The organism is Roseomonas mucosa ATCC BAA-692 (assembly GCF_000622225.1).
In the GTDB taxonomy this organism is placed as follows: Bacteria; Pseudomonadota; Alphaproteobacteria; order Acetobacterales; family Acetobacteraceae; genus Roseomonas; species Roseomonas mucosa.
The window spans coordinates 231,687-246,268 of record NZ_JHWD01000002.1 but is presented as its reverse complement, the minus strand read 5'-3'; the positions used below and the strand labels follow the sequence as shown (position 1 = coordinate 246,268).

The following is a 14,582-nucleotide window of genomic DNA, read 5'->3' as shown; positions in this document are numbered from 1 at the left end:
ATCGCGGGGCCATGCCGGGCGCCCGCCAGGACTCGTGTGAATGATCCGACTGAGCATCCCGCTCCGGCAGGCCCTGTCACGGCTCACTCTGCCCGTGCTGATCGCGGCGGCCTTCGGGGCGATGCTCCTGGGCAAGGCCGATCCGCTGCTGGTGGAGCGCCTGCGCATGTCGCTGGCCGATTCGCTCGCGCCGTTCTACGCCGTGCTGTCGCGGCCGGTGGAGGCCGCGCAGGGGCTGGCGCAGGAGGCCAGCGAGCTCTGGCAGATCCGCGGCGAGAATGCCCGGCTGCGAGAGGAGAACGAGTTCCTCCTCCGCTGGCAGAATGCCGCCCTGGCGCTGGAGGCCGAGAACGCCCAGCTCCGCCGCCAGCTCTCCTTCGTCTCCACCGCCTCCGCCACCTACCACACCGTGCGCGTGGTGGCCGATGCCGGCGGCATCTATGCCCGGGCGGTGCTGGTGGCCAAGGCGCCGGGACTCGGCCTGCGCAAGGGGCAGGTGGCGCTGGACGAGCGCGGCCTGGCCGGCCGCATCACCGAGGTGGGCGAGCGTTCCGCCCGCATCCTCCTGGTCACCGACATCAACAGCCGCATCCCGGTGGTGCTGGAGGGCTCGCGCTCCCGCGCCATGATGATCGGCACCAATGGCGCCCGCCCGCGCCTGCAGCACTGGCCGGAGGGCACGCCGCCGCAGGAGGGTGAGCGGGTGGTCACCAGCGCCGAGGCCGCCGCCTTCCCGACGGGGCTGCCTGTGGGCGTGGTCCACTGGTCGGAGGATTCCGGCGCGCCGGAGGTGGAGCTCTTCGCGCAGCTCGGCCGGCTGGACATGGTGCGCATCTTCGATTTCGGCCTGGCCGGCATCCTGCCGCCGGAGGCGGTGGTCCGCCCCGAGTCCCGGCCGGAGCCCCGGAAGTAGCGCCGATGCCCGTCTCTTTCCCTTCGTCCTTTCCCGGCCCGGCCTCCCTCTGATGTGGCGGCATCCCCCCCTGGGGCAGCCGGACCCGGCGCCCGGCCTGCTGCGCCGGCTGGACGCCGTCGCGCGTGCCGCCATTCCGGTGGCCGGCACCGCCCTGGTCCTCATTCTCGCCGCCACCCCGGTCGGGCTGCCGACGCTGGGGCCCGGCCTGGTGCTGGGCTGCGTCTTCTTCTGGACGGTCTTCCGCCCCTCGGCCATGCCGGCCCTGGCGGTCTTCGGCCTGGGCTTCCTGCAGGACCTGCTGAACTTCGCCCCGCTCGGCCAGGGCATCCTGACCCTGCTGCTGGTGCACGGCACCGCCTTCCGCCTGCGCCGCTTCGTCGCCCGGCGCTCCTTCGCCACGGTCTGGCTGATCTTCTGCGCCTTCGCCCTTGCGGTGGCGGGGCTCTCCTACCTTCTTCAGACGGTGCTCAGCTGGCAGCTCTCCCCCCCCATGGCCGCCCTGGTGCAGGCCGGCCTCGCCGCCGGCGCCTACCCGGCGGTGGCGGCCATCCTGACCCGCATCCACGTGGCCATGCAGCAGGCGGAGAGCCTGGCATGAGCATCCGGCACCCGGGAGGGCAGCCATGAGCCGCCGGGGCGAGGAGGAGCGGCGGCGCTCCATCTTCACCCGTCGCGCCCTGGTGCTGGGCGGCATCCAGCTCGGCGGGCTGGGCTTCCTCGGCTACCGCCTGCACCGGCTGCAGGTGGACGAGGGCGACCGCTACGCCACGCTGGCGGAGGAGAACCGCATCTCCACCCGCCTCCTGGCGCCGCCGCGCGGCCGCATCATGGACCGCAACGGCGAGATCGTCGCCGCCAACCGGCTGAACTGGCGCGCCCTGTTGACCGCGGAATCGGCGGGCGACGTGCCGGCGGTGCTGGAGACCTTCTCGAAGCTGCTGCCCTTGCAGGACCACGAGAAGGCCCGCATCGAGCGCGACATCCGCCGCCGCCGCCGCTTCATCCCCGTCACCGTCCGCGACTTCCTGACCTGGGACGAGATGGCGCTGCTGGAGATCAACGCGCCGGACCTGCCGGGCATCAGCGTCGATGTCGGCACCACGCGCGACTATCCGGAGCACGAGCAGCTCGCCCATGTGGTGGGCTACGTCGCTCCGCCGGCGGAACGCGACATCGGCAACGACCCGCTGCTGGAACTGCCGGGCATCCGCGTCGGCCGCGCGGGGATCGAACGCTACCACGACACCATCCTGCGCGGCCGTGCCGGGTCCCAGCGCCTGGAGGTGAACGTCGTCGGCCGCGTGATCCGCGAGCTGGACCGCCGCGAGGGCGTGCCGGGCCAGGACATCCAGATCAGCGTCGATGCCCAGCTCCAGCGTAGCGTGCGCGGCCGCTGCGAGGAAGGCACCAGCGCCATCGTGCTCGACGCGAAGTCGGGCGAGGTCCTGGCCATGGCGAGCCAGCCCTCCTTCGACCCCGCTCTCTTCGATTCCGGCGTCTCCGCCGCGCAATGGAAGGAGTGGACCAGCAAGCGCTCCACGCCGCTGATCAACAAGGTGACGAACGGCCTCTACGCGCCGGGCTCCACCTTCAAGATGGTGGTGGGCATGGCGGCGCTGGACGCCAAGGTGGTCACGCCGGAGGACCGGGTCTTCTGCCCCGGCTACTACGACCTGGGCGACACGCGCTTCCACTGCTGGTCGCGCTACGGCCATGGCTCGATCAACATGCGCAACGCGCTCAAACTCTCCTGCGACGTCTTCTTCTACGAGATGGCCAAGCGCACCGGCATCGACCGCATCGCCGCCATGGCCAAGCGCTTCGGCATGGGGGTGGACCTGCAGATCGAGCTGCCGGGCACGCGCAGCGGCTTCGTGCCCACCCGCGAATGGCGCCTGAAGCAGGGCAAGCCCTGGAACCTGGGCGACACCATCGTGCATGGCATCGGCCAGGGCTTCTATCAGCTCACCCCGCTCTCCCTGGCCACGATGACCGCCCGCCTCGCCACCGGCAGGGCGGTGCAGCCCCACCTGACCCACGCGATCGGCGGCAAGCTGATCCGGGGCGTGAAGGCGGAGGACTGGCCCTCCCTGGGCATGTCCGAGCGCGACCTGCGCCTGATGCGGGAGGGCATGTACGCCGTGGTGAACGAGGAACGCGGCACCGGCGCCGCCGGGCGACTGCCCGGAGGCTATGGCATCCTGGCCGGCAAGACGGGTAGCGTGCAGGTCAAGCGCGTGACCCGCGAGCAGCGGGAGCGCGGCTTCCGGGCCGAGAACCTGCCGCGCGAATGGCGCCCGCACGCGCTCTTCGTCTGCTTCGCTCCCTATGAGGACCCGCGCTACGCCGTGGCCGTGGTGGTCGAGCACGGCCTCGCCGGCTCCGCCGCGGCCGCCCCTCTGGGCAAGCAGATCATGATGGACACCATCGAGCGCTTCCGGCAGGTGCCGACCCCCGCCGGGCCCCGCGTGGCCGATGCCGGCCCCCTGGAAGACCCCAGTCCCCGGCCCCCGGGGGGGAGACGCTGAGATGTCCGGCCTCTACGAGCGCCGCCTGCTGCGCGTCGAGCGCGGCTTCGGCGTCCTGGAGAAGCTCTGGGCCATGCCCTGGATCTTCATCCTCATGCTCTGCGCCCTGGCCGGTGTCGGCTATGTCGCCCTCTACTCGGCGGGTGGCGGCAACCCGGCCATCTATGCCAGCAAGCACGCCATCCGCTTCGCCTTCGGGCTGATCCTGATGGTCTGCATCGCGCTGGTGGACATCCGCGTGATCGCGAAGCTCTCCTGGCTCGGCTATGCCTTCGGCCTGGGCCTGCTCGTGCTGGTGATGCTGCACGGGCAGGTGGGCAAGGGCGCGCAGCGCTGGATCGATATCGGCCCGATCCAGCTCCAGCCCTCGGAGCTGATGAAGATCCTCCTGGTCCTGGCGCTCGCCTCCTGGTTCCACCGCGCCTCGTGGGAAAGGATGGGCAACCTCTTCTTCCTGGTCCCGCCCGCCATCGCCGTGCTGGTGCCGATGGCGCTGATCCTGAAGCAGCCGAATCTCGGCACGGCGCTGATCACCGGCGCCATCGGCCTGGCGATCTTCTGGGCCTCCGGCGCGCGCTGGTATCTCTTCGCCTTGCTCTTCGCCGCCATCGGCACCGCCGCGCCCATCGCCTACGACCACCTGCACGACTACCAGAAGGCGCGCATCACAACCTTCCTCGACCCCGAGAGCGACCCGCTCGGCGCGGGCTACAACATCATCCAGTCCAAGATCGCGCTCGGCTCCGGCGGGCTCTGGGGCAAGGGATTCCTGCAGGGCACCCAGGGGCACCTGAACTTCCTGCCCGAGAAGCAGACCGACTTCATCTTCACCATGATCGCCGAGGAATTCGGCTTCTTCGGCGCGATCGCCACGCTGGGGCTGCTCGCGCTGATCGTCGTCTTCGCCTTCCTTGTCGCGATCCGCTGCCGCCACCAGTACGGCCGGCTGGTCGCGATCGGGCTCGGCACCAACTTCTTCCTCTACGTCTTCATCAACATCGCCATGGTCACCGGCTCCATCCCGGTGGGCGGCGTGCCGCTGCCCCTGATCAGCCATGGCGGCTCGGCGATGATCACCGCCATGGTCGGCTTCGGCCTGCTGGCCAGCGTCTGGGTGCATCGTGACGCCGAGTTCGCGGCGGCAAAGGAATAGCGGCAAAGAATTGGGGCAGGGGGGTTGACCCTGCCGCGGAAGACGGTAAATAGGCGCCACCGACACGGACGGCACCGCTGAAAAGCGGAGCGGTTCGAAACGGTCGGGCGCATAGCTCAGTTGGTAGAGCAGCTGACTCTTAATCAGCGGGTCCTAGGTTCGAGCCCTAGTGCGCCCACCATTCCTTCCCAATCCTCGATCTGGTATTCGACCCACTGTCACTGTGGACGGCACATCCGGGGTTCCATCGGGATCCTCGCCCGGGCGAAAAGCCCCAAGCCCTGTCCTCGCGGGTCGCTGAACCGTTTCTTTTCCGGAACCGATATTCCTGGGCTATGCTGAAGCGGCATGGTCCCTCCGGCTCGTCCTATGCTTTCGCCGCCCTGTCGCGGCAGGCAGGGGCCGGAAGGCACCGCTCATCCGTGCCCGGCGGGATCGTGCCGGACCATTCCATTTTCACACAGCAAGGAGGCTGAAGCCTGAGCATGAGCAAGCATACCCCAGGAAGCCTGACCCAGCGGCTTGAGGATCAGGCCAAGGCGAAGCAGGCGATGCTGGAGGCTTTCCGTGCGCGCCCGACCCAGGATGATCCCGAACTCGCCGCCCGCCGCGCCGAACGCCTCGCCGCGGAGCAGGCCCGCGATGCCCGCATGGCCGCCCGCCGCGCCGAGCGTCTGGCCGAGATCGAGCGCCAGAAGGAGGAGCGCAAGGCCAAGGCCGAAGCCCGCGCCGCCGCCCTGCGCGAGCAGAGCCAGCGCAAGCCGATGACCCGTTCGCGCGTCGCCTCCATCCTGGCCGGCCATCAGGCGGCGCGGGATGCCCGCAAGGCGCAGCACCAGCGCTGAGTTGCTTGGTCGCCCCGGTGCTGCCGCGCAGCCCGGGAAAGACCTCCGGGGCGGTCCGGACTGGCCAGCGTGATCGGCCTGCCAACGGCGACGGCCCCGCGAAACATCGGTTTTCGTGATGGCCTGGATCGGGTTTTGGCCCGTTCCCAGGACGAGGCGGCCGTTGCATAGGGGGCCGCGTAACTTCGCGCCGGCGAAAGGCGTGGCGACGCGGACCCGGAGCCCATGTCCCTGACCGATCCATCTTCCCTGGCCGCGCCTGACGAGGACATCCCGCTCTCCGATGTCCTGACGCGAGACCTGCTGCGTTCGGGGAAGCTGGACCGGATGGTCGCCGCCGCAGTGCCTGACCTGCGCCTGATGAGCGACGCCGAGCGCGAGGCGTCGCTGCGGCAGACCCTGGCGGCACGGCCCGCGGCGGAAGAAGGAGCCTGGGTCTTCGCCTATGGCTCCCTGATGTGGAACCCCACCATCCATCATGTGGACCGGCGCGTGGCGAGGGTGGAGGGATGGCACCGCTCCTTTTGCCTTTCGACCCCGATCGGCCGGGGCACGCCTGAGAATCCCGGCCTCGTCCTGGCTCTCGACGAGGGCGGATGGTGCGACGGCGTCGCTCTTCGCCTGGACGAGGGCAATCTCCTGGACGAGCTTTCCCTGCTCTGGCGGCGGGAAATGCTGACCGGCGCCTATCGCCCTGTCTGGGTACCGCTGCACGATTCCCGGGGGGAGGTCTTCGGACAGGGCATCGCCTTCGCCATCGACCCCGCCGGACCACAATGCGTACGGCTTGGCGAGGCCGAGACGGTGCGCCGGCTCGCCACCGCGCGGGGCCAGATCGGCTCCTCCGCCGACTACCTGTTCCGCACGCGGGAGGGCCTGGAGGCCCTCGGGCTGAGCGATCCGGCCATCGAGCGCCTCGCCGCGCTGGTGGCGGGGTTCGGCGCCGCCGCCTGAAGAGCCGTTCCGCGGCCGGACGAGAAGGCTTGCCTGCCTCGGCCAAACCTGTTTCTGCTGCGCCGGACGGGTACGAGCCTGTCGCAACGGAGAATCTTCCAGCCATGCGGTTGTTCCCGACTCTCCTGGCTTCGGCGGCCCTTTTGGGCCTGTCCGGCGCCTGTTCGGCCTCCTTTGCCCAGCCGTCGGTCCCATCGTCAGCCCAGGCGGCGCAGCAGCAGCGCATGAAGGACTGCAACGCCACGGCCAAGACCCGTTCCCTGGCCGGCGACGGCCGGAAGCAGTTCATGAGCGCATGCCTCTCCGGCAAGGCGGACAGCGTGCAGAGCGCCGCCGCGCCCGCCACCCAGCAGGACCGTATGCGGAGCTGCAACGCCGAGGCCGGCACGAAGAAGCTGGCGGGCGACCAGCGGCGCAGCTTCATGAGCGCCTGCCTGTCCGGCCACTAGCGCGCAGCTTCACCCCGGCCATTGCCCGAATGGCCCGGCCTGTGGTGCGATGCGTCAGGGCCGGGTAGCCCGCCTGAACCCGGATGGCCGGCCCGCGTTGCCTCCGCATCCCGCGCCCGTCGCGGCGGGGGCCAGGGCGGGGCGGCATAGCAGGCGGTTGCATGAGCATGTTCGAGACCAGACGGCCGCCTCTGCCGGTCGCCATCCCGGCGCGGGGCATCATGACCCTGATCGCCTGCGCCATCGTCATCGCCGGCCTCTATTTCGGCCGTGATCTGCTGGTGCCCATCGTGCTGGCGGTGCTGCTGGCCTTCGTGCTGGCCCCGGTGGTGCGCGTCCTGCGCCGCTTCCGCCTGCCGCGCGTGCCCGCCGTGCTGATCTCGGTGCTGCTGGCCTTCGCCCTGCTGCTTGGCATCGGCCTGGCGGTCAGCCGCCAGGGGGCGCAGCTGGCCGGGAACTTCTCGACCTACCAGGAGGCGATCCAGCGCAAAGTCAATGCGCTGCGCCTGGACGAACTGGTGCGGCAGGTGGACATGCTGCTGCGCGGCATGGGCAACCTGGAGGACACCTCGCGCACCATCCACCGCCCGCCGCCCGCCTCAGGGCAGTCCGACCTCACACCGCTGGAACTGGCCCGTGGCGTGGCGGAGCCGCTGTTCAGGCCGATCGCCACCACCGGCATCGTGGTCGTCTTCACCATCTTCGTCCTTCTGTACCGGGAGGACCTGCGCGACCGGCTGATCCGCCTCGCCGGCACGCGGGATCTTCACCGCACCATGACGGCGATGACCGACGCGGCCTATCGACTGTCGCGTTACTTCCTGGCTCAAGTCGCGCTCAATGCCAGCTACGGCATCTTCGTGGGCACCGGCCTCTGGCTTATCGGCCTGCCCAATCCCGTCCTGTGGGGCATCCTGGCCGGGGTGATGCGCTTCGTGCCCTTCGTCGGCACGCCCATCGCCGTGGTGCCGCCGGTTCTGCTGGCCCTGGCGGTCGATCCCGGCTGGTCCATGGCGGTCTATGTGCTGCTGCTCTTCGCCTGCAGCGCGCCCCTGATGGGACAGGCGCTGGAGCCGCTGCTCTATGGTCACAGCACCGGCCTCTCGCCGGTGTCGGTGATCGTCTCCGCCACCTTCTGGGCCTTCATGTGGGGGCCCATCGGCCTGCTGCTGGCGACGCCGCTCACCGTCTGCCTCGTGGTGCTGGGGCGGCATGTCGAGCGTATGCAGTTCCTCGACATCATGCTGGGGGACGGGCCGCCGCTGCGGCCGGAGGAGACCTTCTACCAGCGGGCACTGGAAGGGGACGTGGACGGGCTGGTGGCCCAGGCGCGGCAGATGCTGCGGCACACGCCACTCGCCGTCTATTACGACGAGGTTGCCCTGCGCGGCCTGACCCTGGCGCAGGAGGACCGTATGCGCGAGGAGCTGGGTCCCGAGCAGTTCGGGCAGCTGCGCCAGCACGTGGCCATGCTGCTGGAGGATCTGGCCATGGGGGTCGAGGACCCGCCGGTCCGCCTGTCCGCGCCCACCCCCGTCTCGGCCCTGGGCGACGAGTTCGTGGAACCTGATGCGATCCCGATTCGCCAGGGATTGCCGGCGCCGTCCTGGCGCACAGATGGTGCCATGGTGGTGATCGCCGGGCGTGGGGAGCTTGACGACCTCGCCGCGGAAATGGCGGTGCAGATCTTCCGGCGCCACGGCTTCGGCGCGCGGGCGGAAAGCAACAACGTGCTGGAGACGGCGAATCTGGAGCGGCTGGACCCTGCGGCGATCCGTCTCTGCTGTCTGTCGGTTCTGGAGGAAGGCAGCAGCGCTGCGGGGGTGCGGCATTTCCTGCGCCGTATCAGGCGACGCCTGCCGGAAACCCGGATCGTGGTGGCGCTCTGGCACGCACCGGCCGGGAGCCTGATGCTTTCCGCCTTGCGGAGCGAGAATCCCGGCGAAACCATCACCACGTCCCTGCGGGAAACCGTGGCACTCTGTCAGGCCGTGTCGGCCTGGGCCCTCAAGGATGAGGAGGAGCAGCCCGCCGGCTGAGAAGCCGGCGGCTGTTGCTCGGTCGGATCAGCGATAGACGGCGTCCGCGGCGGAGCGGGCGGCACGGATATGGCTGAAGAAGTTGCGCAGCTTGGCAAAAAGCATCTCGGCGAGCTGGCGCTGGCCCTCATGGGCCAGGATCATCGACTCACCCATCTCACGGAAAGTGTTCATCTCGATTTCCCTCATCTGCGGAAGGGGGGCGCCTGACTGCGCCCGTTTCCCTGTTTCGCTGCATTGCAAGATGGACCCTCCCAGCATCCGATTCAAGTCAAAAGCGATGATGCCAAAGTATGTCTGGTAGGTTTTTCTAGTGATTATGTGTCTTGCACAAGAATTCATTGGACCTCTGGCAAATTATGTAACTTTCATAAGACTTGCTTCCGGGCCATGGCTCGGTCGCGCCATCGACAGCAGACAAGCTGGTGGCGAAGGGGTATCGCCCTGCCGGACGACACCGGATGACAGCCCGGGCTCCGGCCCCGCCGGCCACGCACTCGGGTCACGCGAGATCAGGGGACAGGTCCGCCATGACGAAGCGATCCACAATCCCGGGCCGCCGCACCGCCCGGAGCCTGGCCTGGACAAGACTGGCCCTGACATGCGCCGGGGCGATGCTCTGGGCCTCCGTGTCTGCGGGACAGGTCCGTGCCGAGGGCCCGGGCTCCGCCGAGCAGAGCGCCATGCCCTGCAACGCCACCAGCCAGAACCCGAGGATCATGGTCCATGTCGTCGGTGCGCGCAGCGGCAAGGGCGAGGTGGCCGTCACCCTCTATGGTTCGCAGCCCGACCGCTTCCTCGCCAGCGGCGGCTCGATTGCGCGGCAGCGCGTGCCGCTCAATGGCGCAACCCAGCTGGGGGCCTGCTTCGCCATCTCCGGCCCGGGGCTCTATGCCGTCTCCATCTATCATGACGAGAACGCCGACCATCACTTCAACCGTTCCCTGCTCGGGCTGCCGGAGGAGGGCTACGGCTTCTCCAACGACGCCCCGACTCCGTTGCGCGCGCCGACCCTGCGCGAGGCCGGTTTCCAGGCGGGGCCCGGCCTGACCGAGGTGACGGTCGGCCTGCGCTACTGAACCTCCGAAACGAACCGGGCGGCGGCAGGCCGGAACGCGAATAACCCCCAGGCGTCCGGGCGAATCCATGATCGCGCCCATGGTCACGGCGGCCCGTTTGCGGCAGGGTCCGGGCTTCGCCTCCTGCCTTGCCCCGATGCCGCCGCATCGCTGCCCTCCACCGGTGCCCGTGCCCTGATGCCTTCCTGGCTTCCCCTGCTTCTCGGCTTCCTGACCGCCATCGGTCCGATCTCGACGGACATGTACCTGCCGGCCTTCCCGGCGATCGAGGAGAGCCTGGGAAGCGGTGCCGGCTCGGCGCAGGTCACGCTTGCCACCTGGTTCATGGGGCTGGCCGTGGGGCAGATCACCCAGGGCACGCTGTCCGACCGCTTCGGCCGTCGTGGGCCGCTGCTGGTGGGAACGGCGATCTACACCCTGGCCTCGGTCGGCTGCGCCGTCGCGCCGGACCTCGCCACCCTGTCCATCTGCCGCGCCCTGGCGGCCTTCGGCGGCTCGGCCAGCATGGTGATCCCGCGCGCCGTGATCCGCGACAAGGCCGAGGGGCTGGAGGCCACGCGCCTCATGTCCCGCCTGATGCTGATCATGGGCGTGGCGCCGATCCTGGCACCCTCCCTCGGCGGGCTCCTGCTCGGCGTGGCGGACTGGCGCATGATCTTCTGGGTCTCGGCCTTCTACGGCATCCTGTCCTGCCTGCTGGTCTGGCGCTTCCTGCCGGATACGCTGCCGCCGGAACTCCGCGTCTCGCTCGGCGCCGCCAGCCTGCTCGCGCGCTACATCGCGATCCTGCGCGATCCCAGCTTCGTCACCCACATGCTGATGGGCGGCTTCATGATGTTCGTGATGTTCGCCTATCTCGGCGGCGTGCCGCCGGTCTTCATCGAGATCTTCGGCGTCAGCCCGCAGGTCTTCGGCATGCTCTTCGGCATCAACGCCATCGGCTTCATCGGCATGTCCCAGGTCAATCCCTGGCTGGTCGGGCGCTACGGCCACCACCGGGTGATGAGCTGGGCGGCGCGCTTCTCCTGCGCCGCCATTCTCGTCCTGGTCGTGGTCACGCTGACCGGGCCCTTCGGCCTGCTCAGCGTCTTCCTTCCGATCTTCTTCGCCATCGCCGCCTCCTCGCTGATCATGCCCAACGCGGCGGTGGGTGCCCTGTCGCGGCAGGCCACGCGGGCCGGCTCGGCCTCGGCGCTGATGGGGATGCTGCAGTTCACCATCGCCGCCAGTGCCTCGCTCGTGGTCGGTGTGCTCAGCGACGGCACGGCCCGGCCGCTCGCCTTCACCATGCTGTTCGGCGTCTGCGGCGCCCTGGTCGCGGACTGGTTCCGCCGCCGCGCCGCCTGAAGGGCGCTGCGGCTCAGCCACCCTCGCGGCGAAACACCAGGCAGAGATTGTTCGCCGGCATTTCCGCAACCTCCTGCCGGCGCAGGCCCTGCCTCTCCGCCTCCGCCGTCACGTCCTCCAGGCGCCGCAGGCCCCAGGCGGGATCGCGGAGCCTCAGGCTGCGGTCGAATGCCTCGTTGCTGGGCGCGGTCTCCACCCCATCCCGCCGGTAGGGACCGTAGAGCACCAGCACCCCGCCCGGCGGCAGCACCCGCGCGGCCCCTGCCATCAGGCCCAGCGTCGCGGCCCAGGGCGAGATGTGGATCATGTTGATGCACAGCACTGCCGCGGCGCGCAGCGCGGGCCAGTTCCGGCCGCCGCTGGCATCCAGCTCCAGCGCCGGACGCAGGTTCGGCAACCCGCTCGCCGCGGCCCAGGCATCGATGCTCGCCCGCGCCGAAGGGTCCGGGTCGCTCGGCTGGAAGACCAGCCCGGGCAGGGCCTCGGCGAAATGCACCGCGTGCTGCCCCGTGCCGCTCGCCACCTCCAGCACCAGCCCTTCCGCCGGCAGGTGGCGCCGCAGCACCGCCAGGATAGGCTCCCGGTTGCGCTCCGCCGCCGGAGCGTGCCGCCGGGCATCCTCCGCGCCATTCATGCCGCCATCGCTCATGCGCCACGATCCTTCTGCTCCATTCCGCGCATCATGAGCCTCGCGGCCAGGCATCCGGCAAGCCGCTCCGTTCCGGGGCGGCGGATGCAGCCGCCACGCCTGCCGGGCGCTTCATGGACGGCAGACAGGAGGGCAGGATCATGCGGCAGGAGCAACGCGTCGCGCTGGTGACGGGCGCCGCCCATGGCATCGGGCTGGCGGTGGCCCGGCGACTGGCGAAAGACGGCTACCGGGTGGTGATCGCCGACCGCGCGGAGGCGCCGCCGGATGTCGCGGCGCGCTTCGTCCGGGCGGATGTCGCGGAAGAGGAGGCAGTGCGGGCACTGGCCGAGAGCATCCGGCGCGGGGAGGGGCGCCTCGATGCGCTGGTCTGCAACGCAGGCTTCATGATCCGCAAGCCGATCCGGGAGCTCAGCCTCGCCGAATGGTCCTCGGTCCTGGCCACGAACCTGACCAGCACCTTCCTGCTGGTGAAGGCCGCCGAGGAGATGCTCCGCGCGGCGAAGGGCGCGGTGGTCACGGTCGCCTCCACCCGCGCGCACCAGTCGGAGCCGGACACCGAGAGCTATTCCGCCAGCAAGGGCGGGCTGCTGGCGCTGAGCCATGCCCTGGCCATCAGCCTGGGCCCCGATGTGCGGGTGAACTGTGTCAGCCCGGGCTGGATCGACACGAAAGGCGAGGCCCTGCGCCCCGAGGACCATGCCCAGCACCCGGTGGGGCGGGTCGGCCGCCCGGAGGACACGGCGGCGCTGATCGCCTGGCTCCTGGGCCCGGAAAGTGGCTTCGTCACCGGGGCGGAGTTCGTCACCGACGGCGGCATGACCCGGAAGATGATCTATACGGAGTAGTGGGCGGAGTAGCGGCATCGTGGCCGCCCCCGGGTTTGGATGGGGCGGCCGGGCCGTGGCATGCTCCGGCGGGAAACCCCAGGATCAGGACACGCGCCATTGACGAAGTCCCGCATCGTGACGCTGACGCTGAACCCGTCGGTGGATCTGACCAGCGTCGCGGAGAAGATCCGCCCGATCCACAAGATCCGCACCGAGTCCGAAGCCCATGACCCCGGCGGCGGCGGCATCAACGTGTCCCGTGTCGTGAAGGAGTTCGGCGGCGAGACGCTGGCGCTGATGCTGGCGGGTGGCGCCACGGGCCATCTGCTGGAGGAATTGCTGGACGAGGCCGGGGTGCCGCGCCAGTCCATCGCCGTGCAGGGCTTCACCCGCATCAGCCAGACCGTGCTGGAGCGTTCCACCGGCCTGGAATACCGCTTCGTGCCCGAGGGGCCGCTGATCGCCGCTTCCGAATGGCAGGCGGCGCTGGGCGTGCTGGAGACCGTGGAGGGCGACTGGCTCGTCTGCAGCGGCAGCCTGCCGCGCGGCGTGCCGATGGATTTCTATGCCCGGGCCGCGCGGATCGCCGCCGGGCGCGGGCTGCGCTTCGTGTTGGACACCTCCGGCCAGGCGCTGATCCAGGCGCTGGAGGCGCCCGTCGATCTCATCAAGCCCAGCCTGAGCGAGTTCCAGACCCTGGCGGGACGCGAGCTGAAGGACCTGCGCGAGCAGGAAGCGGCCGCCACCGAGATCGTCCGTTCCGGCAGGACGCGCATCCTGGCGGTCACGCTGGGCGCCGATGGGGCGATCCTGGCCACGGAGAAGCGCACCATCCGCCTGCCGGCGCTCAAGGTCGAGGTGAAGGGCGCAGTGGGGGCCGGCGACAGCTTCCTGGCGGCCATGGTGATGGCGCTGTCGCGGGGCGCGGAACCGGAGGAGGCCTTCGCCTGGGGCATGGCCGCCGGCGCCGCCGCCGTGTCCAACCCCGGCACCGCGCATCCGCGAGAGGCGGATGTCCGGATGCTGCGCCAGCGCATTGCCCTGCCGCCGGGCTGAACCGGCCCGTTGCGCACAGCAAGGCAAGGAACGGGGAGATGATCGGACCTTTTTCCATTCCGGCCACCCTTCGGACCACCCTTCTGGAGACCACCCTTCTGGGCGCCGCGCTGCTGGCCTCCGCGGGTCCCGCCCGCGCCCAGGAAAACGCCTTCACCCTGCTCAACCGGACGGGGCAGCCGATCCGCTCCGTCTATGCGACGCCGGCCCAGGTGCCGAACTGGGGACCGGAGCGGCTGCGCGGCGGAGTGCTGCCCGATGGCGGCAGCCGCCGCATCCGCCTGGATGGGGCGGGCGGCTGCGTGCTGGACCTGCGGGCCGTGACCACAGCGGGCATGGTGCTGGACCGGCGCGGCGTCGATGTCTGCCGGGACCGGCAGGTAGTCTTCCCGCCTGCCTCGCCCATGGCCGGCGCGGTTCCCGGCGATGCGGCCTTCAGCCTGGTGAACCGCTCCGGCCGCGTGATCGCCCAGCTCTACGCCACGCCTTCCACCTTGGGGAACTGGGGGCCGGAGCTTCTGGGGCCGCGCGGCGCTGTCCCGCCCGGGGCGGCGCGCTCGGTGCCACGGGAGCCGGGCACCTGCGTCTATGACCTCCGGGTTGTCTATGCCGATGGCGGGGTGGAGGAACGGAAGGGCCTCGATACCTGCGCCACGCCCCGCATCGGCCTGCCATGAGGGGGCCGCCCGGCACGCGCCGGGCAAAGTGAGCGGCCCTCCGTTCCCCGCGCCGCCGTT

15 protein-coding genes and 1 tRNA gene are annotated in these 14,582 nt (G+C 70.2%); 14 read left to right on the top strand and 2 right to left on the bottom strand.

Features of this window, described 5'->3' with window-relative positions:
* The first annotated feature begins 40 nt into the window (after positions 1–40).
* From mreC to BT98_RS23135, 9 genes are all read left to right on the top strand, one after another.
* The gene (gene mreC, locus BT98_RS0103720; protein WP_019461571.1) at positions 41–913 is read left to right on the top strand and encodes a rod shape-determining protein MreC; all 873 of its coding nucleotides are present in this window, start codon (positions 41–43) and stop codon (positions 911–913) included.
* 52 nt (positions 914–965) lie between these two features.
* On the top strand, positions 966–1,514 hold the full coding sequence (gene mreD, locus BT98_RS0103715; RefSeq protein WP_019461570.1) for a rod shape-determining protein MreD: 549 nt from the start codon (positions 966–968) through the stop codon (positions 1,512–1,514).
* A 25-nt stretch (positions 1,515–1,539) separates the two neighbouring features.
* Entirely contained in the window at positions 1,540–3,444 is a 1,905-nt protein-coding gene (gene mrdA, locus BT98_RS0103710; RefSeq protein ID WP_019461569.1) for a penicillin-binding protein 2, read from the top strand.
* A gap of 1 nt (position 3,445) precedes the next feature.
* Positions 3,446–4,597: a rod shape-determining protein RodA gene (gene rodA, locus BT98_RS0103705; RefSeq protein ID WP_019461568.1), complete on the top strand. Its 1,152-nt coding sequence runs from the start codon at positions 3,446–3,448 to the stop codon at positions 4,595–4,597.
* A 105-nt stretch (positions 4,598–4,702) separates the two neighbouring features.
* Positions 4,703–4,778 (top strand) — tRNA-Lys (locus tag BT98_RS0103700).
* A gap of 304 nt (positions 4,779–5,082) precedes the next feature.
* Complete coding sequence (locus tag BT98_RS23140) at positions 5,083–5,442, top strand: DUF6481 family protein (RefSeq protein WP_019461567.1); 360 nt, start codon at positions 5,083–5,085, stop codon at positions 5,440–5,442.
* A gap of 225 nt (positions 5,443–5,667) precedes the next feature.
* A complete protein-coding gene (locus tag BT98_RS0103690; protein WP_019461566.1) occupies positions 5,668–6,396 on the top strand; it encodes a gamma-glutamylcyclotransferase in 729 nt (242 codons plus the stop codon).
* Between the two features lie 104 nt (positions 6,397–6,500).
* Complete coding sequence (locus tag BT98_RS0103685; protein ID WP_037249766.1) at positions 6,501–6,845, top strand: PsiF family protein; 345 nt, start codon at positions 6,501–6,503, stop codon at positions 6,843–6,845.
* Positions 6,846–7,006: 161 nt separating this feature from the next.
* On the top strand, positions 7,007–8,884 hold the full coding sequence (locus BT98_RS23135; RefSeq protein WP_019461564.1) for an AI-2E family transporter: 1,878 nt from the start codon (positions 7,007–7,009) through the stop codon (positions 8,882–8,884).
* A gap of 27 nt (positions 8,885–8,911) precedes the next feature.
* Here BT98_RS23135 and BT98_RS27115 read toward each other — a convergent pair whose 3' ends face one another.
* Positions 8,912–9,058, bottom strand: coding sequence for a hypothetical protein (locus tag BT98_RS27115; protein ID WP_155985194.1), 147 nt, complete (start codon positions 9,056–9,058; stop codon positions 8,912–8,914).
* 356 nt (positions 9,059–9,414) lie between these two features.
* Between BT98_RS27115 and BT98_RS0103670 the strand changes: the two genes are divergently transcribed.
* On the top strand, positions 9,415–9,963 hold the full coding sequence (locus tag BT98_RS0103670; RefSeq protein WP_157223113.1) for a DUF2141 domain-containing protein: 549 nt from the start codon (positions 9,415–9,417) through the stop codon (positions 9,961–9,963).
* Positions 9,964–10,140: 177 nt separating this feature from the next.
* Positions 10,141–11,310 carry a multidrug effflux MFS transporter gene (locus BT98_RS0103665; RefSeq protein WP_019461560.1) on the top strand — a complete coding sequence of 390 codons (1,170 nt, stop codon included), beginning with the start codon at positions 10,141–10,143 and terminating at the stop codon, positions 11,308–11,310.
* 13 nt (positions 11,311–11,323) lie between these two features.
* On the opposite strand, the gene BT98_RS0103660 is transcribed toward BT98_RS0103665, so the two are convergent.
* The gene (locus tag BT98_RS0103660; RefSeq protein WP_019461559.1) at positions 11,324–11,959 is read right to left on the bottom strand and encodes a DUF938 domain-containing protein; all 636 of its coding nucleotides are present in this window, start codon (positions 11,957–11,959) and stop codon (positions 11,324–11,326) included.
* Between the two features lie 140 nt (positions 11,960–12,099).
* On the opposite strand from BT98_RS0103660, the gene BT98_RS0103655 reads away from it, so the two are divergent.
* The 3 genes from BT98_RS0103655 to BT98_RS0103645 all read left to right on the top strand — a co-directional run bounded on the left by BT98_RS0103655 (position 12,100) and on the right by BT98_RS0103645 (position 14,522).
* Complete coding sequence (locus BT98_RS0103655) at positions 12,100–12,807, top strand: SDR family oxidoreductase (protein WP_019461558.1); 708 nt, start codon at positions 12,100–12,102, stop codon at positions 12,805–12,807.
* A 99-nt stretch (positions 12,808–12,906) separates the two neighbouring features.
* Positions 12,907–13,845, top strand: coding sequence for a 1-phosphofructokinase family hexose kinase (locus BT98_RS0103650; protein WP_019461557.1), 939 nt, complete (start codon positions 12,907–12,909; stop codon positions 13,843–13,845).
* Positions 13,846–13,883: 38 nt separating this feature from the next.
* Positions 13,884–14,522, top strand: coding sequence for a hypothetical protein (locus tag BT98_RS0103645; protein WP_019461556.1), 639 nt, complete (start codon positions 13,884–13,886; stop codon positions 14,520–14,522).
* Positions 14,523–14,582: the final 60 nt, after the last annotated feature.

What these genes read in the sequence shown, in the direction of transcription:
- mrdA (WP_019461569.1), top strand. Translation starts at nt 1,540, where the DNA reads ATGAGCCGCCGGGGCGAGGAGGAGCGGCGGCGCTCCATCTTCACCCGT.
- BT98_RS0103685 (WP_037249766.1), top strand. Translation starts at nt 6,501, where the DNA reads ATGCGGTTGTTCCCGACTCTCCTGGCTTCGGCGGCCCTTTTGGGCCTG.
- BT98_RS0103655 (WP_019461558.1), top strand. Translation starts at nt 12,100, where the DNA reads ATGCGGCAGGAGCAACGCGTCGCGCTGGTGACGGGCGCCGCCCATGGC.
- rodA (WP_019461568.1), top strand. Translation starts at nt 3,446, where the DNA reads ATGTCCGGCCTCTACGAGCGCCGCCTGCTGCGCGTCGAGCGCGGCTTC.
- mreD (WP_019461570.1), top strand. Translation starts at nt 966, where the DNA reads ATGTGGCGGCATCCCCCCCTGGGGCAGCCGGACCCGGCGCCCGGCCTG.
- BT98_RS23135 (WP_019461564.1), top strand. Translation starts at nt 7,007, where the DNA reads ATGAGCATGTTCGAGACCAGACGGCCGCCTCTGCCGGTCGCCATCCCG.
- BT98_RS0103660 (WP_019461559.1), bottom strand. Translation starts at nt 11,959, where the DNA reads ATGAGCGATGGCGGCATGAATGGCGCGGAGGATGCCCGGCGGCACGCT.
- BT98_RS0103690 (WP_019461566.1), top strand. Translation starts at nt 5,668, where the DNA reads ATGTCCCTGACCGATCCATCTTCCCTGGCCGCGCCTGACGAGGACATC.
- BT98_RS0103665 (WP_019461560.1), top strand. Translation starts at nt 10,141, where the DNA reads ATGCCTTCCTGGCTTCCCCTGCTTCTCGGCTTCCTGACCGCCATCGGT.
- mreC (WP_019461571.1), top strand. Translation starts at nt 41, where the DNA reads ATGATCCGACTGAGCATCCCGCTCCGGCAGGCCCTGTCACGGCTCACT.
- BT98_RS23140 (WP_019461567.1), top strand. Translation starts at nt 5,083, where the DNA reads ATGAGCAAGCATACCCCAGGAAGCCTGACCCAGCGGCTTGAGGATCAG.
- BT98_RS0103645 (WP_019461556.1), top strand. Translation starts at nt 13,884, where the DNA reads ATGATCGGACCTTTTTCCATTCCGGCCACCCTTCGGACCACCCTTCTG.
- BT98_RS27115 (WP_155985194.1), bottom strand. Translation starts at nt 9,058, where the DNA reads ATGAACACTTTCCGTGAGATGGGTGAGTCGATGATCCTGGCCCATGAG.
- BT98_RS0103670 (WP_157223113.1), top strand. Translation starts at nt 9,415, where the DNA reads ATGACGAAGCGATCCACAATCCCGGGCCGCCGCACCGCCCGGAGCCTG.